Origin of the sequence: Collinsella tanakaei (genome assembly GCF_021531055.1) — a bacterium.
In the GTDB taxonomy this organism is placed as follows: domain Bacteria; phylum Actinomycetota; class Coriobacteriia; order Coriobacteriales; family Coriobacteriaceae; genus Collinsella; species Collinsella tanakaei_B.
This window is the reverse complement of record NZ_JADYTL010000006.1, coordinates 92828-114226: the sequence shown is the minus strand read 5'-3', so window position 1 is coordinate 114226 and position 21399 is coordinate 92828. Positions and strand designations below refer to the sequence as shown.

The following is a 21399-nucleotide window of genomic DNA, read 5'->3' as shown; positions in this document are numbered from 1 at the left end:
CGGCGATGGCGGCCAACGCCCGCCGCTACCCGGCATCAGCGCAGCGCAGGATCCCGGGCGTGCCCCGCTCGACGTACTACCGGATGCTCGCGCGCCCGCCGCGCCCGAAGGCGCCCGACCCGATCGAGCCCGACGTGCTCGGCGCGTTCGAGGCGTCGCGCGGCGGGTACGGCGCGAGGAGGCCGAAGGTCGCCCTCGAGAGGTCCGGCATCGTCGCGTCGAGGCGCAGGATATGCCGGATCATGAGGGGGAACGGCCTCTCGAGCGCGTGCTCCGGCCGCGCGCCGAGGGGCGGCGACCGCCCCGTCCGGCCGCCTTCGGCGGAGAACGTCCCGGCGAGGCCCTTCGACGGCCACGCGCCGCGCACCCACGTCGCGGCCGACCTCGCCTACGTGCGCCTGCTCGTCGACCCCTGCAGCCGCGAGATAGTCGGCTGCTCGTGCGGCCGGCGCAAGGACGCGCGGCTGGTCAAGGCCGCCTTCTCGAACGTGGCGTTCCCGCTCACCGACATCGAGGTCTTCCACAGCGACAGGGGGCCGGAGTTCTGCAACGGCGAGGTCGGCGCCATGCTCGACGCCTTCGGCATACGGAGGTCGGTGTCGCGCCCCGGCAACCCCTACGACAACGCGGTGGTGGAGTCGACGAACAGGGTGCTCAGGCGCGAGCTGGTGCGCGGGCGGGCCTTCGCCTCGGAGGACCGGCTGAGGACGGAGCTCTTCGACCGGGTGGACTGGTACGACAACTGCAGGCTGCACTCGACGCTCGGCTACATGACGCCGGCGGGGTTCAGGGAGGCGGGCCTGGTCCTCTCGTAGCCCTGTCCAAAAAAGTGTTGCCATATCACAACAGCATCGAGGGCGGGGTGAACGCCCAGCTCAGAGCCATGCTCAGGGAGCACAGGGGGCTCTCGATCGAGCGGAGGGTCAAGGCGATCTTCTGGTGGTGCTACATGCACTCACCGGACCCGCCGCCGCCGGCGGAGGTCCTGCGCGCCATGCCGACGGACCGCTCCATCGCCGAGGTCTACGGGCGTATGGGCGAGCGGGAGAGGCTGGAGGGCGCCATCCTCAGGTGGGGTGACGCGATCGTGCAGTCGGAGCTGCATTCCTCGGAGCCCTACCGGATGGACTGGGACTAGCCGGATACACATTTTGTCCTATAGTCTACAATCGAGCCAAGTCCTCATCCGAAGCGCCTGCATCGATGGGAGGTCGCATGAACCGCCGTCTTGCCGCATCCATCCTGCTAGCTGTTCTGAGTCTGGTCGGCCTGCTGGTTTATATAGTCGCTTGCACCTCGCAACAGAGCACTGGAGGCGATGCGGTTGGACATTGCGAACGCGCGCGGGTGCTCTCGGTAGACGATGAGGCGCAGACCGCCGAGGTGCGCATCCTGGAGCCGCTCGATGACGTGACGGTTGGCTGGGGCACCTTTGCGGAAGGCGAGGAGGGACAGGCGAGCTTCTCGGGACGGGGCGTCGACGAGCTTCCCGAAGTCGGCGCGGATATCGTGCTCAAGTGGATCGGTTTCCCTGACGAGGAGAGTTCATTTCCCATTGACGTGTATAACTGGGAGACAACGGTCGATTTCTACGCGTCGCTCGATGAGGTTCACGAGGTCCGCCTCACGGCGTCGATGCTCACCTTCATGAATCAGACGGCCGATGATCTGGTGGCGGATTTCGCCGATGACCCCGACCCGGCTCTCGAAGCGCGTGCGGACGGAGACGACGTGGTGCTCGTCTTTACCGGCGGGCAGCTTGAGGACTATCGATCGGATATCGAGGACAGCCTCGAGGGCTACGTGACGTCGCTGCGGGAGTCCGACGAGGTCGCCTCGCTTAAGATCGCCGACGACCGCACGGGCATGACCATCGCCATCGCGCCCGCCTTGCTGGACAAGCCGGTGCTCACGGGCAAGGCGTTCATGGGCATCCCGGGCATGTGCATAACGCTTCAGGCACTCGACGGGGTAACGGACTGGCATTTCGACGTCACGGTCATCGATGCCGGGACCGGCGAGGAGATCGGCCACGCGACGCTGCCCGACGAATCGCTGACGATCGGTTAGGGATTGCCTGCGGTGCGCCGGCGTTGCAGGTGCCTACGCGCCCTCGTCCTCGCGTTCGGGCAGCATGCAGGAGACGATGGCGCCGACGGCGGCGGCGCCCGCGAGCACGCAGATGGCGCCGACGAAGCCCTCCGGGGTGCTTTGGTCTCCGGAGCCACCCGTGGCAAGCGAGATCGACTGCAGCGCCATGGCGACGATCGCGGTGCCGAACGAGGAGCCGACTTGCTGCATGGTGCGCACGAGGATGGTGCCGTGCGGCACCTGCTCGGGGGAGAGTCCGACGTAGACGGCCGAGTTGATGGGGATATTGACCGTTCCCTGGGCGAGTCCGCGCACGAACAGCAGGGCGGTGAGCGGGACCGTCGGCGCGTCATGGGCGACGCAGAACGGCAGCGTGGTGGCGGCGAGCAGTACGAACGCCGTCACCGACACCGCTCGGTCGCCGAAGCGGTCGATGATATGCCGCACGAAGATACGGCTCACAAGCACGCCGATGCCCTGCGCCATCATGTACTCGCCTGTCTCGAAGACGGTGGCGCCGTGCATCTGCTGCCACCAGAGCGGCAATACGAACTGCGCCGCGTAGAGGCACACGCCGAAGAAGAACGACGCGATGCTCGCGGCGCGTGAGGCGGGCAGCGTGAGCAGACGGATGTTCACGAGCGGGCTTTCGGTGCGGCGGAGCGTATGCCGGCAGAAGATCGCGATCAAGACCATACCGGCGACGATGGGGAGGGCGACATCGACCAGCACGCTTGCGGGCTGGCTTGCGATATTCGCCAAGCCGAGCAACACGAGCACGAGGCCGATCGCGATGAGGGCGAGGCCGGCGAGGTCGAGTTGCTCCGTCTGTTCGGTACTGCCGGCGCTTTTCGGTATGAAGCGCAGGGCGAGCAGGATGGCGAGGATGCCGAGCGGGATATTCACCAGGAAGAGCCAGTGCCAGGACAGCGAGTTCAGGATGATGCCGCCGACCGCGGGGCCGAGCACCGGGCCGAGCGAGATCGGCAGCGAGATGGTGGCGACGATGCCGGCGGTGCGGGTCACGCCGACGCGCCGTGCTTCCATGACCGGCAGGGTTTGCGTGAGGGGGAGGATCATGCCCGCGGCGATGCCCTGGACCGCGCGGAAGCCGATCAGCGCAGCCGCCGTCGTGCTCGCCGCGCAGCAGGCCGACGAGATGACGAACAGCACGAGGCAGCCGAGCCACAGACGCCTGCCGCTCCAACGTATGAGCGCCCAGCTCGTGATGGGTACGACAGCCGCCAGCGCGAGCAGGTAGGACGTGCTCACCCATTGCATGGTGATGGTGTCCGACCCGAACGCCTCGACGAGGGTGTCCATGCCCACCGAGACGAGGGTCGAGTCGATGACGGGCATGAGCACGCCGCAGGCGATGGCGACGAGATAGCCGGGGCCGAGGATGGCGAGCGCGCCGGGCTCTCGATCGGATACCGTGTTGCTACCGTGCCTTGTCCGCTCCATGTCGCCTCCCGCGCAATGTCTCCTGCTACCACGCTACCGGCAAAACGTGGCCAGGTCAAACCCGTTCGGCACGTCGGGGCCGGGTACCATGGGGCGCGTTCGACGGTGGCAGGATGAAGGCGGTGCGCGTCGCGTCCTCTTACATGATGCGGGTCGATTCGAGGGCGTGCTCGAGGCGCTCGTTGGCGCGGATCACAGGGCGTCGCAGCACGAGGCCCAGCAGCCAAGCCGGAATCAGATAGAGCACCAGCATGCCGAGCTCGATCAAAAAATCGCCTCCGTACAGGCCGAACATCGCGGCACGCAGCGCGCCCTCGGCGTGCACGAACGGCAGCCAGGGATAGATCGCTTGGAAGAAGGGTGGCAACATCTGCTGCGGGAACGTGCCGCCGGCGCCCGCCACCTGCACGACCATGAGCACGACCGCCACGGCTTTGCCCACATCGCCGAACGATGCGGTGAGCGCGAAGATGATGTTCACGAACACGAACGACGAGAGGAGCCCCGCGAGCACGAACAGGCCGGGATGGGCGCATTGGACGCCCAGGTACCACAGGTCGCCGCCGCAGATGAGCAGTGTCTGGGCGGCGCCGAGAGCGCAGAACAGCGCGAGGCGTCCGATATAGGCTTGCGTTCGAGAGCAGCCCGTCCGGGTGAGCGCGCGTTCGCTCGGCGTCGCCTTGACGAGCGCCGCGATCACCACGCCCCCGATCCAGATGGCCAGAGTGGTGTAGAACGGCGTCATGGCGGAGCCGTTGTTGTCGACGGGGAAGACGGCATGGCGCTCCATCTCGATCGGTGTCGCGATAAACGAGGCGATCGCGTCCGGGCTCGAGGTGAGGATGGTGCGGATGCGGTCCAGGTCGTTTGCCGCGAGGGCATCCTCGAGCTGCTGCCGGAGGTCCCGGAGCCCGTCGGCGGTGCCATCGAGCGTCTGCGCGGCGTCGTCGAGCGATAAGCGGGCGCTGCCAAGCCCCTCGGTCGCCGTGCCGGCTCCGTCGGAGACCGACGCCATGGTGTCGGCCAGTCCTTGCATCGTCGTGTCCACGCCCGATACCGCTTCATCGATGCTGTCGGCAAGCTCGTCGAGCGTATCGTGCAGCGAGGCGTCGTAGGTCGTCTTCGCGCCGGCAAGGCTCTCCCGGGCGTCCGCGACCATCGCGTGCAGCTCGTCGCGGGCGTCTCCGGCGTCCGCCGTGGTCCGTGCGATGTCGTCGGCGGTCTTCCCGAGAGCCTGTGAGAGGTCCTCGAGTTCGGCGATCGCTTGGTCCACACGATCACCGATGCCCTCGATCGTCAAGCTCACCTCGTGGATGCGGGCGGTCTGCTCCGGCGTCGCCCCGTGTTCCTCGAAGCTCTTCACGAGGGTATCGCTGCCGGCGAGGGCATCGGAGAGCTGCCGGAGGAAATCCAGCTGTCGATCGACCGCATCCTTGGCCTCGCCGAGCGCCGAGGAGAGCTTGCCGGCCTGACCGTCGGCGGTGTCGAAGGCGCGGTCGATGGCTGCATCGACATCGTCCATGCCTGCGCTGCCCTGTGCGAAGGCGCTGCCCGTCGCCTCGACGGCGTCGTCGAGCGCGTCCCCGAGGCCGCGCAGGCCGTCGGCGCTTTGCGTGCAGGCATCGGTGAGGTCCTGCATCGGCGCGCAGGCGGCGTCGAGCGAGTTCGAGCTCGCGGTAATCACGTTTTGCGACGATGCGAGCACATCGGAAAACGACCGCGCCGTCTGGGCGGTGTCGTCGAGCGTATCCGTCGCCGTCGTCAGTGCCAGATCCAAGCGAGCCGCCACCGAGGCGATTCTGTCGTCATCGAGCAGGCGGCACAGCTCGTCGAGGGCCCCGGCGCCCACGTCGGTCGCCGTGCGGGCGAACCCTTCGTCGATGTCGTGCTGGATGGCGGCGGAGGCCTTGTCGGTGACGATCTCGGCGATGGCGTTGGCCTTCTGGTTCTGGTAGAAGGCCACCTGCGCTTGCCGGGGATCTTCCGAAAAACCGCTGAGCAGGCAAGCGGAGAAGTCCTCGGGAATCACCACGGCGGCATAGTATTCCCCGGAGCGCACCCCCTCGAGGGCGTCCTCTCGCGTGGCGGGGGTGTAGCCGATGGAGTCCGACTTCATCAGATTCGTGACCACGCGCTCGCCGAGGTCGAGCGTGACGGGGATCAGCTCGCCGGTGTAGCCGGCGTCCTCGTTGACGACGGCGACGCGCAGGTTCTTCGTGTCGCCGTACGGGTCCCAGCTGCCCGCGATGTTGAACCATGCATAGAAGGACGGTACGGCGACGATGCCGACGATCACCACGATGCCGATGGCGTTGGCAAGCGCGTGTCGCACGTCGCGACGGATGAACGAGACGATAGGGCGCATGGCGCTACGACCTTTCCGGAGAGGATGCGTGAGGGGTGGTTGTGGAGGGGCCGGCGTGGTCGTCGCGAGTCGCCAGGTGGCGCGGGCGCCCGGTGTGTCCTGCAAGGACGCCGCGTGCGCGCTCGTGCAGGTACTCGACGACGATAAGGTAGGCGCACGTCGCCGCGAGCGACGCGATCCAGCAGATGAGCAGGGCGAACTTGGCGGGCATGGCGAGCAGGGCGAGCAGCAGGGCGGCGGGCACCACGGCCAAGGCGACGAGCCCCCGACCGATGAGCGTCGGATAGCGTCGTTCGAAGCGCACCGCCCGTATCGGGTCGGCGACCCACGCCCCGGCGCTCACGAAACGCTCGCCGCCGGCGTCGGCGAGCGCGTCCTCGGCGACATCGTGTTCGGCGATCATGAGGTCGGTCTCGGCGAGCCGCCGGTCGAACAGGGTGTTGATGCCCACGAGATGCCGCCGCGCGCCGATGCCGATAAGCAGCGCCGGTATCGCGAACAGCAGTAGGGTCGCCAAGCTGCGGGCGTAGATGTCCCCGTAAAAGCCGGCGACCGCCTCGCGCATGGCGTCGATACCGTAGGTGAAGGGCAGCCAAGGATGCAGGGCGCGGAAGAACCCCGGCATCATCTCGATGGGGTAGGTTCCCGAGGTGCCCGGGATCTGCAGCACCACGAGCAGGACGCCGAGCGCCTTGCCGATGTGCTTGAACGCGACGGCGAGCGCGTAGACGAAAAGGACGTAGACGAGCGACTCGACCATACCCGCGAAGACGTAGGCGGCGGGTGCGACGCACTGGATGCCGAGCGCGATCACGCCCACGCAGCAGATGACGGCCTGCAGCTGTCCCAGTGTCGCGAGCAGCAGCCAGCGCCCGAGAAACCCCTGCCAGGGCGCGATGGCCCCGATACCCTCCGAATCGACTTCGAGCTTGTAGATGGCGACGAGCACGAAGCCGCCGACCCACAGCGCCAGGTTGGTGTAGAACGGCGCCACACCCGCGCCATAGGTGTCCACGGGAAAGACCGCGTGCGTGACCAAGGTCGCCGGCGAGCTCATGAACGAACCGACCTCGGTGGGGTCGAGATGGACGAGGTCGCGCAGGGAGGCGAGGGCCTCGGCACCGCTGAGGGCATCGATGTCGCCGGCGAGCCCATCGATGTCCGTCGCGGCATCCCGCAGTGAGGAGGATGTCTGCCCGACGGTGTCGGATGCCTGCGAAAGCAGGGCATCGAGCTGGTCGAGGGACGATTCGGCCTGCGCCGCGATCGGGGCGATCGAGCCCAGGGCACCCGACAGGCGCCCGCCGGCATCGGCGAAGGCGTCGAGCGAGGACGAGATCTGCGGCCCGATAACGTCGGAGAGCCGTGCCTGCAGGTCGCCCAGGGCGTTCGCACCGTCTTGGATGCTTCCGTTCACCGAGCTCGAGAGGGTGCGGATGCTGTCGGCTGCCTCCTTGATGTCGTCAGAGAGTCCTTGGAGACGATCGAGCTGCGCCAGCTGTTCGTCGGACAGGTCGGAGAGCAGTTGGATCTCCGCATCGAGCTGTTGGATCGCCTGGGCTTGCAGGTCGCCCTGCCCATCGCCGTCGAGGTCCGCGACGGTCGTGCGGGCGTCTTCGAGCGAGATCTTGAGGTTTTGGACCGTGCCGTTCAGGGCGCGGATCTGCGCGATGGCGGCGTCGATCTTGCCCTGGGCCCAGCCGATGTCCCCGGTAAGCTCGCCGATGTCGTAGGAGGCCGTCGATGAGATGCCGGCGATGGTCGTGGCGTCGGACCCCATGTCGCGCGCGAACTCACCAGCGAACGTCTGGGTGCCGGCGCGCGCATCGCCGAGCGCTCCCTGCGCGCGGTCGAGCGAATCGGCGAGCGAGGAGGTCGAGTCCGCGATCTGCTCCAGGGCGCCGCGCGCGTCCGTGACGGTTCGGCGTGCCGAGGCGATGCGCTGCTGGGAGCCGTCCAGGTCGTCTGCCAGCGCGGTGAGTGCTGCCGCGGTGTCGTGCAGGCGTCCCGCGGCATCCCGTGTCGCCTGGTCGACGCGATCGGTCGCGGTGCCCGCCGCCCCCTTGAGCTTATCGGCTACCGTGTCGCCCACCACGCGCATGAACTCGCTCTCGATCTGGGTTTCGAGCGTGGTCGCGCCGGTGTCGGTCACCTTGGGCGCGATGGCGTTCGCCTTCTCGTTGACGTAATAGGCGATGTGCGCCGCCTCGGGCTCGCCGTCGAGCACGCCGGCGAGGGTCGCCGAGAAGTCGCGGGGGATGACGATCGCCGCGTAGGCGCGTCCCGCTTCGACCTCGGATACTGCGTCGTCCTCGGTGGAGGAAAACGTCCAATCGAGCTGGTGGTTCTCCTCGAGGCGTGCGCGGATCATCTCGCCGGCGTTGACATCTCCCAGCTCGGGCACGGTCGTGCCCTCGTCCTCGATGACGACCGCCACCGGCACGGTACCCGTGTTCTCATAGGGGTTCCAGTTGGCCAGGATGTTGATCCACGCGTAGAGCGAGGGGATGATGCACACCCCGAGCGCGATGACGATGGCGGCGGGATTGCGCACGATGCGCTTGAGGTCCCTGATGAATATGCGAAAGACGGTGCCCACGGCGCCCCCATAGTGTGTTCGACGGTAAAGCGTTGGGATGTGTATCCGTGGCGAGGGGTCTTTATACATGTTGTTCCAAGATTTTTGAAAAAGATTCAAAAATCTTAAGCGATGCTACACTTTCAGATGGATGCGAGGACTGAGAGGAAGCGGTATGGTTCGACGGGCAGACGACATGGGACAGGGCGGCGCGGGCGCCAAGACGGCGAAGGCCGCCGCGACGCGCGAGAAGATCATGGCCGCCGCGACGCAGCTCATGGTCGAGCGCGGCGGCACGGGTTTCCAGATCGGCGAGGTGTCCGACCGGTGCGGGATGTCCAAAGGCGCCCTCTACTACTATTTCGCCGATAAGGGCTCACTCGTGCAGGCGGTCTTCGACCGGGCGATGGAGGGGCTCGTCGCCGACGTGGAGGCCGCGGTCGCTCAGGCCCCCTCCTCGCGCGCTTCGATCCTGGAGCTCGTCGGCGCGCTCGTCCACGCGGTCCGTCCCGGAAGCGCCCTTACGCTCGCCCTCGCCCATGGCATCTGGGATGTGGAGCACGAGGTGCTGCCGCACATCAAGGAGCATATGGAGCGCATCATCGCGGTGCTCGAGGCGCAGCTCGAGCGGGCCAAGGTCGAGGGGCTCGTCAAACCGGATGCCAACAGCCATCTGGTGGCCGTCGCCATCATCGGCGCCTTCGCGATCTCGGAGTACGCCGGCGAGGCGGTCGATGCCGCCGGCGACCCCGAGGCGTTCGCGCGCGGCGTGCTCGATGTGGTGTTCCATGGTATCGGCGCGTGATGATGGATTGCGCGTTGCGGCAGGTATCGCCGATGGAGTCCTGCTGTGACGTCCTCGTACGTTCGAGGACTAGCGAAGTGCCCGCACGACCGCGATGCCCACGATCGCCGCGGTCGCCCAGAACGCAAGCGGCACGAGCCCGGGTGGCATCCAGGCCGCGATGAGCGCCGCGGTCACGGTGGTCAATCCCAGCGCGCTTTCGCAGGGCAGACGCAGCTTTCCCGGCGTGCGCTCGGCCGCGTCGAGCGCGCCGCAAAACGCCAGGATGATATCGAGCGCCAATACGGACGAGAACGTGCCGAGCGCCGATGCGATACCCGAACCCCATGCGAGGGGGATGCAAGCGAGAAGCGATGCCGCGACGGCAACGGCGAGTGACGGAAGGGCGTCCAGCGCGAGAAGCGCCGGCGTCGACACCGGCAGATGGTCGCGCATGAAGCGGTTGCCCATATCGTCGACGAACGTTCGGGCGATCGCGCGCGGAAGCTCGCTGCAGGAGAGCGCGAACAGCAGCCATGAGGCGGCGCCGAGGATGCGCCCACCCGTCGCCCCTCCGAGCATGCCGAGCGCGGCGCTCATCTCGGCAAAGGAGCCGGAGAGCAGCGCGACTCCCATCGGTGCCAGGAAGATTCCCGTTCCCACCAGCTGCGGCAGCATGTCGTATCTGCGAACGAGCGAGATGGCGGAACGCGCGAGGACCGTCGCCGTTCCCCGGGTGCGCGGCATATGGCCGATGGGGCGACGCCGCGCCGCGCGGCGGCTCTTGATGAGCGCGCGATACAGCTTGGGGTTGTAAACCGCCATGCGGCGCACTGCATAGCCGGAGGCGTCGCCGGCGTCGTACGTGAGCGCGCAGGAGGGCAGCTGCCGGGCGGTGAACAAGGTCACCGCGACGAGCAGGAGCGTGCCCGCTGCGGCGGCGATGGGCGCGGATGCCCCGAGCTCGCCGGCGATCAGCGAGCACGCGAGGCCGGTGAGGCGGGGAAGGAGTACGACCGCCGCGACGACAAAGGCGATGCCTACCACGGCGACGATGCAGACGAGGGCAAGGTGCCGTCTGCCCGCCATGCGCAGACGGATCTCGCCGACGATCCAGGCGAGGGTATAGGCCGCACCTGTCATCAGACCGGCGGTCGCGGCGTAGGGAAGGCAGGTTGCGAGGCTGGATCGCATGCCGAGCGCCGTTGTGACGAAGGTCGCGACAAGGTAGCCCGCCGCGCCTCCCACGAGGGCGCGCGTGGCCATGCGCGGTACGAGTTCGACGAGATTCCAGCCGGCAAGCGCCACGGGCGTCTGCGCGAGCCAGGCGGTGTCGGGCGCGGAGGCGGCCCAGGGCGCACGCCGGGCGGCACGAACCGACCACAGGGCCGCCGCGCAGATGGGGGGCACGAGGGCGGCGCCCGCCACGAGCGGCGCGATATCGGCGGTGGCGGCTGCCATCTCGGGGCTGTCTGCCCGTGCGGATCCGGTGACGAGGCCCACGATCCACAGCCAGCACGCGACGGCGCACCCGCAGACGATGGCCACAACGTAGAGCAGGTAGATCCGTTCGCTCATATCGCGCATGTCATCAAGATCGGCACCGGCCGCCCACAGCCAGAAGTTCGCCCCGGCGCGCAGGTGCTTGCGCTTGAGCCAAAGCATGGTGGAAAGCCCGTCGAACATGAGTGTCACCTACACGGATTTCCAAAACGCATCGTCGACGGCGCCGTCAAGACGCTTCAGCCTTCCGTCTTCGAGCATGAGTATGCAGGTGGACTGGAGCGTCTCGAGCGCGTGGTGGCAGCTCATGATGACGGCGCATCCGGAGGCGGCGGCATGGGCGAGCTCCTCTTCGAGCACGCGTGCGGAGGTGGGATCGAGCGGGCCGGTGGGCTCGTCGAGCATCAGGAGGTCGGGCTGGATGGCCAAGGCGAGCGTGCAGGCGAGCTTCTCGCGCATGCCCCGCGAGAAGCTCTGCGGATACTGGTCGCAAAAGCGCGCGATGCCGAAGCGCTCGAGCAGGCGGTCCGCCTCGTCCCAGCGCCCATCATCCCAGCCGTTCGCCCGTCCCAGCAACTCGACGTGCTCGTATGCGGTGAGGTCGTCGTAGAACGCGGGGACGTCCGCGACGAATGCCATGCAGCTGCGCTCGGCGGGTTTGGTGCTCTCGAGCGCGGCGCCGTTGAGCAGGATAGCGCCCTCGCGAATCCGCTCCCAGCCGGCAAGACAGCGCAGAAGCGTGGACTTTCCCGCGCCGTTGGGGCCGACGAGCAGCGCCACGTCGCCCGCGGCGAGTGAGAACGTCACCTGCTTCCAGATATCGGTGCGACCGTATCCGAACGCGATGTCTCGAACGTCGAGGATATCCATGGCGGACCTTTCGTTTACCGCGTCGTGAACACGTAGTTCACGGCGCCCTCGTCGAAGGTGGCCTTCACGCAGTAGCGCCAGCCGGGTTCGATGGTGAGCGTCGCCGTGCTGTCGACGAGTGCGCACTCGACTTGCTCGCCGGAAAGCGCGTCCGCATCGATGTCCGAAGAAGATCCGGCCTTCTCGGCAGCCGCTGCGATGTCGTCCTCGCTCCAGCGCGTGACCGACACCGAGCGGGCGGGACGGTCGAGGGCCAATGTGGCCTCGACCGCACCATCGATACGCGCATCGGGGATGTCGTCGCGGGAGATCTGAGTGGGATGGGGGACGTCCGCCACGACGGTCCGCATCCGTCCGTCTTCCTTGAAGCTCCAGGTGTAACCGTTGGTGAGGGGCATCAGCGAGACCGCCGCGAGATCGGTGGTGTAGTCGAGCGAGGCGCTTGCCGGCTGCGAGGGGTCGGGCTCGTTCCAGAGTTGGGCGACGAGCTCGTCGTAGGCTTCCGCATCCTCGGGCGTCCCTTCGTCGATGACCTCGACGCGGGTGATACCGGGATACTGTCCGGGATAGCTCTCGAGCATGATGCCGTTGCCGGTTATGCGCACGATGTTACCAGGCTCGAGGTCCTCGGGTGCGGTGGTGGCGCCGTCGATGCCGATGATCTCGGCGTCGTCGATCGCGGTCGGGACGAACGGTGTCTCGGTATCCCGATCGACGAACAGCAGGCTGTCGTTTCCCAGACGAAGGACTATCGCGGTGCCCTCGAATTCCTGCCGTTTCGTATCGCTGCCTTCGGTGCGCTGCGTGCCGTTTGCCGTGCAGCCGGCGATGCCGACGACGACACCGAGGCAGGCGAGCGCGATGATCGCGGCGCGAAGATGCATGGGCGGCCTTTCGTCGGGGTGGGTAGGCGGAGACGGAGAGGGCTTCCCTGACCGGTCGCATGTCCGATCGAGCATATCTCAAAGGCTGCCGGGCAGGTCGGCGGATTCTCCGATGCCTTTCCCTATGGTACCCGAGAAGGCCGGCTCGCGATCGTATCGCCGATGGCTTGCGTCCCTTACTTCCGCTCCTTCTCGTGGCTCGCCGAGATGTTGCGTGTGATGATCTTGTCTTCATCGCGGCCGGTGATCATGCAATAGATGATGAAGAGGAACCGGACGCCGAGATTCAAGAACAGCAGGGCGAAGACGAGACCCATGGCGTTGACGATGACGATCTGCTGGATCGTGTCGCCCATGAACAGGGAGAGGCGCACGTTGTTGAACAGCCTGTACGCGATGATGATGCCCACGATGGCGACGATGACGCGCGCCGGCGTCCAGGCCTCGCACGTCGCTTTGAGGGAGCGATAGGAAAAGAGAACCATTGCGGCGACGATGGCGAACGTGACGGCGACGATGCCGAGGCAGGTGAGGACGAACGTCGGATTGACGGGTTCATCGTTGGCAGCCGCTCCGGAAAACCCGATGATGACGCCGAATATCGCACCGAGGATCGTGGATGCGACGATGATGAGCACGTCACGGGAGCGTTTTTCCGCGGATGATATCCCCGGCATATTGCATTTCGTCGCTGGTCGGCGGGCGAACGAAGGCGACCATGGTATTCCTTTCGTCGATTCGATCCTCGCGGTTACCCCGAGGCTTATCGCGATCGTACCCGCGCGGTTCAACGTCTCTGTAACGCTCATGTAAAGCTTCGTGTAAAACACGGGCAGCACCGATCGATGGGCTGACGGCTCGGCGGTACCTTTGCCCGCGAAACGCCTCATGTCATGCCGAAACACGACGGTATGCGCGTCCGTCGTCGCTGCGCTCGAGGTATCCGAGATCGACGAGCATACGCCGCAACCAGGCGTGATCATCGACGATGCCCAGCAGGATGAAGGTGACCTCCTGCTCGGTGTAGGTGCGGCTCACCTCGAAGCGGTCCGTCGCGTAGCGCAGCAGCGCCTGTCGATAGATGTCCTTGCGCGGTATGGTCGCAACCCGGCCCGTCGCGTCGGTGAAACGGCGACGGAACTCGGCGTCGATATGCGCGATATCGTCGGTCACGGGTGCCTCCTAGGATGAGGGGCGTTCCGGCGTATCAGCCCGCCGTGTAATCGTGGAGCACGGCCTCGATGTTGTTGCCTTCGGGGTCGAGCACGAAGCAAGCGTAGTAGCCGGGATGGTAGTCGCGCGGGCCCGGGGCGCCGTTGTCGGTACCGCCGTCGAGCGCGGCCTCGTAGAACGCCTGGACGTCATCGGTGGTCTTGGCGCGCCATGCGTAGTGGCTCGGCGCGGGGGCGATGCCCTCCTTGGCAGCCGAGATCCAGACGGCGTCACCCGTCTCGTCGTCGACGAACTGCGTGCCGCCCGGGTACTCCACGCCCTTGCGATAGCCCACGGTCGCGAGCACGCGCTCATAGTAGGCGGCCATGGCGGCGGGATCTGACGCGTGGATGATGATGTGGTCGAACATGGCATTCCTTTCGCAGATGGGCCGGTTGGGGACGTGTTCGTTTCATCCCCTTATTACCAGCGATGGTGGCTGGTGACCCCATTTTCCCATCGTGTCCATGGGTGGGCGCCGATGCCTTCGGCGAGTGACGAGGCGTTCGAAGCGCATGACGCCGATGCGCCCTATGCGCGATGGAGCCTGACGACCACGAGCTCGGGGTCGTTGTTGATGCGGGGGATCGGCGCCATGTTGCCAAGGCCGCGGCTCACGACCATGACGGTGCGCCCGGACCGATACGGGCCGGCGTCGTAGCGGGGAAGGATGCCCTGCCCCGGTGCGTAGAGCCCGCCGATGAAGGGGAGGCGAATCTGCCCACCATGCGCATGGCCGACGAGCACGAGGTCCGCCTCCGCTTGGGCGTAGCTGGAGAACAGCTCCGGCCGATGCGCGAGGATGATGGTATAGGTTTCCGGATCCTGCGCGACCAGACGAGAGGGATCGGGATGGCGGGGGAGGACACCGCGCGGGCGAGGACATCGCGGGTCATCGAGTCCGACGACGCGGAGGTGCGCGTCATCGCGACGAAGCCGGATGGCCCGGTCGTGAAGCACGTGGATGCCGATGGCGTCCAATGCTCGCTCGAAGTTCCGGAAATCGAAATCCGGCTCCGGTGCCGTCACGCCGCGTTCCCGCGCGTATGCCGCCACGGCACGTGCTTCGCGGGCGCGACATGCCAAGCGCGTCTCATGATTGCCCATCACGTAGCAGACGGGCGCGATGCGCTCCGCCGCCGCCATGAACGCGAGGGCGACATCGTAATCGGTGTGCCGGGAATCGACAAGGTCGCCCGTGATGGCGACGATATCCGGCCGGGCGGCGCGGATGGCGTGCAGGAGGTGTTCGTTGCGCGTTCCGAACGACGTGTTATGCAGGTCGGAGATATGCGCGATGCGAAAGCCGTCGAAGGCGGCGGGCACCCGCGCGCTCGCGATGTCGATCGCATGCGTCATCGGCTTCATCGGCGTGCCCTCCTTTACGTTTCGCATCGGCGCCGTCGTGACCACATCATTCCCCAACGCGGCGAAATCATGCATGTGTTCGGCCGATGCCTCGGGACGTTTCACTTCCCATGCGGGGCGATCGTGGGGACAGCGCGCAGTCCGTCTTCGCCTCATCCGCCGAATGGTCGAGGGAAGGGGTGTCGGCGGGGTGCCGTCGGCGGGTACAAGCAGGACATCGAGCGCGACCGAGGGGGTGGATCCATGGCGAGCGACAACGAGCGCACGGACTTGGGATTTTGGTTCACGGGGTTTTTCCAGGGCGTCAACGGGTTGGCGGCGGCGCAGCGCGATCGGATGCTCCAAGCGTGTGCGCGCAGCTGCCTTGCCCGTGGCACCTTGGGATTTTACGGCGAGCTGTTCGAACGGGTGGACGGCGACCTCGACGCGTTCTTCCGTGCGCTCGACGAGGTTTCCGGCCTCGCTGCCACGGTCGATCAGCCCGGTCGCGCCTGGACGCTGTCGTTTTTGTCATGCACCTGTCCGCTCCATACGCAGGGGCATGTGAACACACCGGCTCTGTGCGCCTGCTCGCGTCAGGGGGTGTCGTTCGCTTTGCACGAGCTATGGGCTGCCGAGCGTTTCACAGTCGAGCTCAAGGGCTCGATCATCGCGGGCGATTCCCGCTGCGCGATGGCGATCGAGCGCGTTTCCGGCGTGTAGCGGTGCCCGCAAGGCCGGTTTGCCCACTGTCGCGAGCGTGCTACCATCGTGAGCGCGAAACGCGCGATTCGACGGCGGGGAGGCGCACATGAAGCAGGCGGTCGTGGGGCTTGTCGCCCACGTGGATGCGGGCAAGACGACGCTTGCCGAGGCCATGCTCTTCGCGGCGGGCTCCATTCGCACGCGCGGGCGCGTGGATCACGGGGATGCGCACTTGGATAGCGACGCCATGGAGCGCGAGCGCGGGATCACGATCTTCTCCTCGCAGGCGTCGTTCGACTTCGAGGATTTCCATTACATGTTGCTCGACGCTCCGGGGCACGTCGATTTTTCCGCCGAAGCCGAGCGCACCCTGCGCGCGCTCGACTGCGCGGTGCTCGTGGTCGGGGCGAACGACGGCGTGCAGGGGCACACCGAGACCATGTGGGACCTGCTTGCGCGCTATCGGGTGCCGACGTTCCTGTTCGCCAACAAGATGGACCTCGCCACCGCCGATCCGGAGGCTCTGATGGAACAGGTCCGCGAGCGACTCGATCCGATGTGCTTGGACGGTGCGGCCCTACTCGCCGCCGACGAGGCGGCGACCGAGGATGCCGCAGCGGCCGACGAGGAGGCGCTCGACGAGTACCTCGAAGCCGGGGCGCTTGCCCCCGCGACGCTTCGCCGGCTGGTCGCCGAGCGCCGCATCTTCCCCGTGTTCGCCGGGTCGGCGCTGCGCGGCGACGGCGTCGAGGACCTGCTGCGCGGCATCGCCTCGTTCATGCCCGAACGCACCTGGTCTGACGAATTCGCCGCGCGCGTGTACAAGGTGAGCCGTTCGGCGCGCGGTGAGCGGCTGGCCTGGCTCAAGGTCACCGGCGGTACGCTGCGCGCGAAGATGTTCGTCTCGGGCACCGACCGCGGCGAGGCGTGGGAGGAGAAGGCCGATCAGGTCCGTATCTACCAGGCGGACTCGTTCCAAACGGTGACGGAGGTCCCCGCGGGGCGCATCTGCGCGGTGACGGGGCTCTCGCACGTGATGCCCGGCAGCGCACTCGGCGCCGAGTCGCAGGGTCCGGCACCGTTGCTCGCCCCCGTCCTGTCCTACCAGGTGCTTCCCAGCGACAACGACGTGCACACGGTGGTGCGTGCCCTGCGCGAGCTCGCCGATGAGGATCCGTTGCTCGGCGTGAGCTGGCAGGAGCATCTGCAGGAGGTGCACGTGCAGCTCATGGGCGCCGTGCAGCGCGAGGTCGTGCAGCAGGTGCTTGCGGAGCGCTTCGGTCTTTCCGTCGACTTCGGCCCGGGCGGCATCCTGTACAAGGAGACGCTGCGCGCGTCTGCGGAGGGCGTCGGCCACTTCGAGCCGTTGCGGCACTATGCGGAGGCCCACCTGCTCATCGAGCCTGCGCCGCGCGGGACGGGAATCGAGGTCGGTACGTGCTGCTCGGAGGACGACCTCGACCGCAATTGGCAGCGGCTGATCCTCACCCACGTGCTCGAGCGCGAGCATCTCGGCGTGTTGACCGGCTCGCCGCTCACCGACGTGCGCATCACGCTGCTCGCCGGTCGCGCGCACGCCAAGCATACCGAGGGCGGTGACTTTCGACAGGCGACCTACCGCGCCATCCGGCAGGCGCTCATGTGCGCTCGCGAGCAGGGGGCCTGCGAGCTGCTGGAGCCCTGGTACCGATTCCGCCTGGTCGTGCCCGCGGACAAGGTCGGGCGGGCGCTCGCCGACCTGCAGCGCATGGGGGCGTCGTTCGATCCGCCGGCGACGGCGGGGGAGGTCGCCACGCTCGTCGGGTTCGCACCGGCATCCGAGATGCGCGAGTATGCGCTCGATGTGACGGGCTACACCGCGGGGCTCGGTCGCCTGGCGCTCGAGTATGCCGGGTATCGGGAGTGCCACGATGCGGACCGCGTGATATCCGAAGCGGCCTACGATCCGGAGGCCGATCTGCCCAACACGCCGGATTCGGTCTTCTGTGCGCACGGGGCGGGGTATACCGTCAAATGGCACGAGGTCGCCGAGTGTGCGCACGTGACGGTCGATCCCGCACGCCTGCGCCCCTGGCGCGAAGCCGACGCCTCGTTTTTCGCGCGAGGATAGCGCGTTCGGGGCGTCGAGCGCTCCCGGAAAAACGCATGCGCGTTTACGGTGCGGTTTATGGGGGACCTGCCGAGTAGACCGCTGAGCCTATAGGCGCGCTACCAGCTCGTTTGCGTTAGGCGCCGACGTTTATACTCGGCCGTCCTACCGTAAAGCGCACCGTAAACCGTTCTTTATAGAGATAAAGAGGAAGCCCCTGCGTTCTCAGCGCAGCATCCAGACAAAACCCCAGCTCGGCATGGCGATCGTCGCGATCTCGGCCGTCTCGCCGCTCACCAGGTCGGTGTATTCGGCGGTCTCGGGCATCCAGATCGTCTTGGCATCGTCGCTGAAGTTGAACACGGCGTGCAACGTCTTGCCGCCACGGCTGCGCACGATCCACAGGATCGAGGTGTCGTCGTAGTCCTTGGTGTGCACATCGGCATCCGCCGAGAAAACCGGCTCGCCGCGGCGGATATCCTCAAGCGCGCGCAGGGTGTCGAAGATCCGCTGCTGGACGGATCCCGGTTCCTCGATCTTCTCCGCGAGGTCCCAGTCGAACGCGCCGCGGTGGATGTAGCGGGAATCCTCTGCCTTCTCGGGATCGTCCTTGTAGGCGTAGTCATTGACCTGGCCGACCTCGTCGCCGCTGTAGATGATGGGCAGCCCCGACTGCGTGAACATATAGGCGTGCAGCATGATGTCCTTGCGGATGGCGATATCCATCGCCGCATCGTCGCCCTCGAAGCCGGCCGCCTCGATGCCGCACATGGACGCGGTGGTGGCGCAGAAGCGCGCGTCTCCCGTGACGGGGTCGGCGTTGTAGAGCTCGCCGCGCGAGACGCTGCCGGGCGTATGGCCTTGGAAGTAGTCGTTCAGATACTGCTTGTGCGGCACCTCGGCCATGCCCCACGTCGAGAGCGTCCCGTAGTCCAGGCCCCAGCCGATATCGTCATGGCAGCGCAGATAGTTGAGGAACGTGTAGCTGCGGGGCAACGAGCACACGATGTCGGTCTGTTGGCGCAGCAGGCGCGCGTCGCGCGTCGCGACGGTGTTCCAGGTCGTCGCCATGGTGGTCACGTTGTAGAGCATGTGGCACTCGGGCTTCTCGACGGTGCCGAAGTACGGCGCGACCTCGACCGGCGCCATGACGACCTCACCCAGAAGCACGATGCCCGGGCACACGATCTCGCCGATCATGCGCATCATGCGCACGATGGTGTGGACCTGCTTGAGGTTGCGGCAGTTGGTGCCGAGCTGCTTCCAGATGTAGGGGACCGCGTCGATGCGGATGATGTCGATGCCCTGGTTTGCCAAAAACAGGAAGTTGTACATCATCTCGTTGAAGACGCGCGGGTTGCGGTAGTTGAGGTCCCACTGGTACGGGTAGAACTGCGTCATCACGCACTGGTCGAGTTCGGGCAGGTAGGTGAAGTGGCCGGGTGCGGTGGTGGGGAAGACCTGCGGCACGTCGCGCGTGTAGCGGTCGATGATGCCCTGGTCGCGCACGAAGAAGTAGCGGCTCATGTACTCGCCCTCGCCGGCGCGGGCGCGCTGTGCCCATTCGTGCTCGTCGGAGGTGTGGTTCATGACGAAGTCCATGCACAGGCTGATGCCCTTCGCATGGCACGTGGCGGCGAGATGCGCGAGGTCGCCCATGGTGCCGAGCTCGGGTTTGACGCGGCGGAAGTCGGAGACCGCATAGCCGCCGTCCGAGCGGCTCTTGTCGGCAGGCGTGTCGAGGAACGGCATGAGGTGGATGTAGTTGACGTGACAGCGCTCGATATAGTCGAGCTTCTTCTCGACGCCCTTGATGGTGCCGGCGAAGTTGTCGATGTACATCTGCATGCCGACCATGTCGGTGGCGCGGTACCAGGCGCCGGCTTCCTCGCGCGCGAGGTCGAGCTTCTTGAGCTTGTTGTCGCGCGCGTCGAAGAACCGTTTCATCTCGTCGCAGAGCTCCGCGAACATGTCGCCGTTGTCGTAGAGCTCCATGTAGAGCCAGCGCAACTCGTCGTGATGGCGCGCCAGGCGCTCAGCGAAGATCGCATCGGCGCGGGCGCGCGTCATGCGCATGGCGGCTTTGCTCGCTGGGGCGGTCGTCGTCGCGTCCGATGCCGTCGTAGGGGAGGCGGGGGTTGCGCTCGCCGTGGTCCTCGTCGTGTCCGCCATGGGTTGCCCCTTTCCTTGTGCCTGCGTATGGGTCGACGGGTTCATTCTATGACCGACTGGGAACGTTCACACCCATCAGGGGCGCAACGACTCCGACTCGTTGCATGGATGCATATCGGGGCGGTGTTCGAGCGCGCATGAGGTGCAGGTCATGTGGGGAGATGTGTGCGTCGCGAGACGGTGAGCGGCCCATGGCGCGGGTGTCGTGGCGTCGCCGCGCGCATCACTTTGCAAGGCTGTGTCGCGCAGAGGTGTGCCGAGACGCGTCGCTCGTGCTGGCGTACACTTTCGCGGTGAACGTATACCATGCGGTCGGCGGTGCCCGGGCAAGGCGGATGCCGCCATCTGGAATCGAGGAGGGGCTATGGCCATCGAGAACGTCGCCATCATCGGCAAGGGTGCGGTCGGACTGCTGCACGGCAGCAAGATCGCGCGCAACATCGGTCCCGATGCCGTGGAATTCGTCATGGACGATGCGCGGTTCGCACGACATGCGGACGATGCGGTGACGATCAACGGCGAGCCCTGCAAGATCGCGACGGTACCGGCGAGCGAGGCGTCCGCGGTCGATCTGGTGATCTTGACCGTGAAGGCCACCGGCCTTGCCGCCGCGATCGAGACCATGGCGCCCCTGGTCGGTCCCGATACGGCGATCATGTCGCTGCTGAACGGCGTGACGAGCGAGGAGCGCATCGCCGAGCGCTATGGCTGGGAGCATCTGGTGCTGAGCGTCACCCAGGGCATGGACGCGGTGTTCATCGGCGGCGAGCTCACCTACACGCATCCGGGCGAGATCCGCTTCGGCGCCGCGCCGCAGACGGCACCCGGCATCGTCGAGGCGATCGACGGGTTTCTCGACCGCGCGGGGATCGTGCATGTGGTCGAGGAGGATATCCGCCATCGCATGTGGACGAAGCTCATGTCCAACGTCGGCGTCAACCAGACGTGCATGGTCTACGGATGCGATTACGGCGTGGTGTGCAAGCCGGATAGCGAGGAGCATCGGTGCCTGATCGCCGCCATGCGCGAGGCCCTCGCGGTGGCGCGCGCGGAGGGCGTGGACGTGACGGAAAACGACCTGGGGCAGATGTACGCGATGTTCGAATCGCTCACGCCCGAGGGTCTGCCCTCGATGGCGCAGGACCGCATCAACGGGAAGCCGAGCGAGGTGGAGGAGTTTGCGGGCACGATCATCCGCCTGGCCGAGCGCCACGGCATCCTGGTGCCGCAGAACCGCTGGCTGTACCGGCGCGTCCGCGAGATCGAGGCGACCTACGCCCTGAGGTGAGAGCACGTCCGGCACCGCTTCACGTGCCCGCGCGCGAGCGTGGGATG

Annotated in this window: 17 protein-coding genes and 1 pseudogene; 7 read left to right on the top strand and 11 right to left on the bottom strand. The window is 66.7% G+C overall.

The window, feature by feature from the left end; all coding sequences use genetic code 11:
* The first annotated feature begins 5 nt into the window (after positions 1–5).
* The 3 genes and pseudogenes from I6E04_RS07130 to I6E04_RS07120 all read left to right on the top strand — a co-directional run bounded on the left by I6E04_RS07130 (position 6) and on the right by I6E04_RS07120 (position 2070).
* On the top strand, positions 6–815 hold the full coding sequence (locus tag I6E04_RS07130; RefSeq protein ID WP_235422504.1) for an IS3 family transposase: 810 nt from the start codon (positions 6–8) through the stop codon (positions 813–815).
* A 26-nt stretch (positions 816–841) separates the two neighbouring features.
* Positions 842–1138, top strand: a pseudogene (locus I6E04_RS07125) (IS256 family transposase); the annotation flags it as partial.
* A gap of 77 nt (positions 1139–1215) precedes the next feature.
* Entirely contained in the window at positions 1216–2070 is an 855-nt protein-coding gene (locus I6E04_RS07120) for a hypothetical protein (RefSeq protein ID WP_235422503.1), read from the top strand.
* A gap of 33 nt (positions 2071–2103) precedes the next feature.
* Here the strand turns inward: I6E04_RS07120 and I6E04_RS07115 are convergent, their stop codons facing one another.
* The 3 genes from I6E04_RS07115 to I6E04_RS07105 form a co-directional block, all read right to left on the bottom strand.
* A complete protein-coding gene (locus tag I6E04_RS07115; RefSeq protein WP_235422502.1) occupies positions 2104–3555 on the bottom strand; it encodes a DHA2 family efflux MFS transporter permease subunit in 1452 nt (483 codons plus the stop codon).
* Positions 3556–3694: 139 nt separating this feature from the next.
* Positions 3695–5920: a YhgE/Pip domain-containing protein gene (locus tag I6E04_RS07110; protein WP_235422501.1), complete on the bottom strand. Its 2226-nt coding sequence runs from the start codon at positions 5918–5920 to the stop codon at positions 3695–3697.
* Between the two features lie 4 nt (positions 5921–5924).
* Entirely contained in the window at positions 5925–8519 is a 2595-nt protein-coding gene (locus I6E04_RS07105) for a YhgE/Pip family protein (RefSeq protein WP_235422500.1), read from the bottom strand.
* Between the two features lie 154 nt (positions 8520–8673).
* Between I6E04_RS07105 and I6E04_RS07100 the strand changes: the two genes are divergently transcribed.
* A complete protein-coding gene (locus I6E04_RS07100; RefSeq protein ID WP_235422499.1) occupies positions 8674–9303 on the top strand; it encodes a TetR/AcrR family transcriptional regulator in 630 nt (209 codons plus the stop codon).
* Between the two features lie 69 nt (positions 9304–9372).
* On the opposite strand, the gene I6E04_RS07095 is transcribed toward I6E04_RS07100, so the two are convergent.
* The 7 genes from I6E04_RS07095 to I6E04_RS07065 all read right to left on the bottom strand — a co-directional run bounded on the left by I6E04_RS07095 (position 9373) and on the right by I6E04_RS07065 (position 15119).
* Positions 9373–10968 carry a hypothetical protein gene (locus I6E04_RS07095; RefSeq protein ID WP_235422498.1) on the bottom strand — a complete coding sequence of 532 codons (1596 nt, stop codon included), beginning with the start codon at positions 10966–10968 and terminating at the stop codon, positions 9373–9375.
* Between the two features lie 9 nt (positions 10969–10977).
* Entirely contained in the window at positions 10978–11655 is a 678-nt protein-coding gene (locus I6E04_RS07090; RefSeq protein ID WP_235422497.1) for an ABC transporter ATP-binding protein, read from the bottom strand.
* A 14-nt stretch (positions 11656–11669) separates the two neighbouring features.
* Positions 11670–12539, bottom strand: a complete 870-nt coding sequence (locus tag I6E04_RS07085; protein WP_235422496.1) for a YobA family protein — start codon at positions 12537–12539, stop codon at positions 11670–11672.
* A 176-nt stretch (positions 12540–12715) separates the two neighbouring features.
* Positions 12716–13177, bottom strand: coding sequence for a hypothetical protein (locus I6E04_RS07080; protein WP_235422495.1), 462 nt, complete (start codon positions 13175–13177; stop codon positions 12716–12718).
* Between the two features lie 253 nt (positions 13178–13430).
* Positions 13431–13712, bottom strand: coding sequence for a DUF2087 domain-containing protein (locus tag I6E04_RS07075; protein ID WP_235422494.1), 282 nt, complete (start codon positions 13710–13712; stop codon positions 13431–13433).
* Positions 13713–13746: 34 nt separating this feature from the next.
* Complete coding sequence (locus I6E04_RS07070; RefSeq protein WP_235422493.1) at positions 13747–14121, bottom strand: VOC family protein; 375 nt, start codon at positions 14119–14121, stop codon at positions 13747–13749.
* A 161-nt stretch (positions 14122–14282) separates the two neighbouring features.
* Positions 14283–15119, bottom strand: a complete 837-nt coding sequence (locus tag I6E04_RS07065; protein WP_235422492.1) for a metallophosphoesterase — start codon at positions 15117–15119, stop codon at positions 14283–14285.
* Between the two features lie 243 nt (positions 15120–15362).
* Here I6E04_RS07065 and I6E04_RS07060 point away from each other — a divergent pair, with 243 nt between their 5' ends.
* Both I6E04_RS07060 and I6E04_RS07055 read left to right on the top strand, forming a co-directional pair.
* Positions 15363–15821 carry a hypothetical protein gene (locus tag I6E04_RS07060; protein ID WP_235422491.1) on the top strand — a complete coding sequence of 153 codons (459 nt, stop codon included), beginning with the start codon at positions 15363–15365 and terminating at the stop codon, positions 15819–15821.
* Between the two features lie 88 nt (positions 15822–15909).
* Positions 15910–17913 (top strand): elongation factor G, encoded by a 2004-nt coding sequence (locus I6E04_RS07055; protein WP_235422490.1) that lies wholly within the window; start codon positions 15910–15912, stop codon positions 17911–17913.
* Between the two features lie 204 nt (positions 17914–18117).
* Here I6E04_RS07055 and I6E04_RS07050 read toward each other — a convergent pair whose 3' ends face one another.
* Positions 18118–20064 carry an alpha-amylase family protein gene (locus tag I6E04_RS07050; RefSeq protein ID WP_235422489.1) on the bottom strand — a complete coding sequence of 649 codons (1947 nt, stop codon included), beginning with the start codon at positions 20062–20064 and terminating at the stop codon, positions 18118–18120.
* A 364-nt stretch (positions 20065–20428) separates the two neighbouring features.
* Here I6E04_RS07050 and I6E04_RS07045 point away from each other — a divergent pair, with 364 nt between their 5' ends.
* Positions 20429–21352 (top strand): ketopantoate reductase family protein, encoded by a 924-nt coding sequence (locus tag I6E04_RS07045; protein WP_235422488.1) that lies wholly within the window; start codon positions 20429–20431, stop codon positions 21350–21352.
* The last annotated feature ends 47 nt before the right edge of the window (positions 21353–21399 follow it).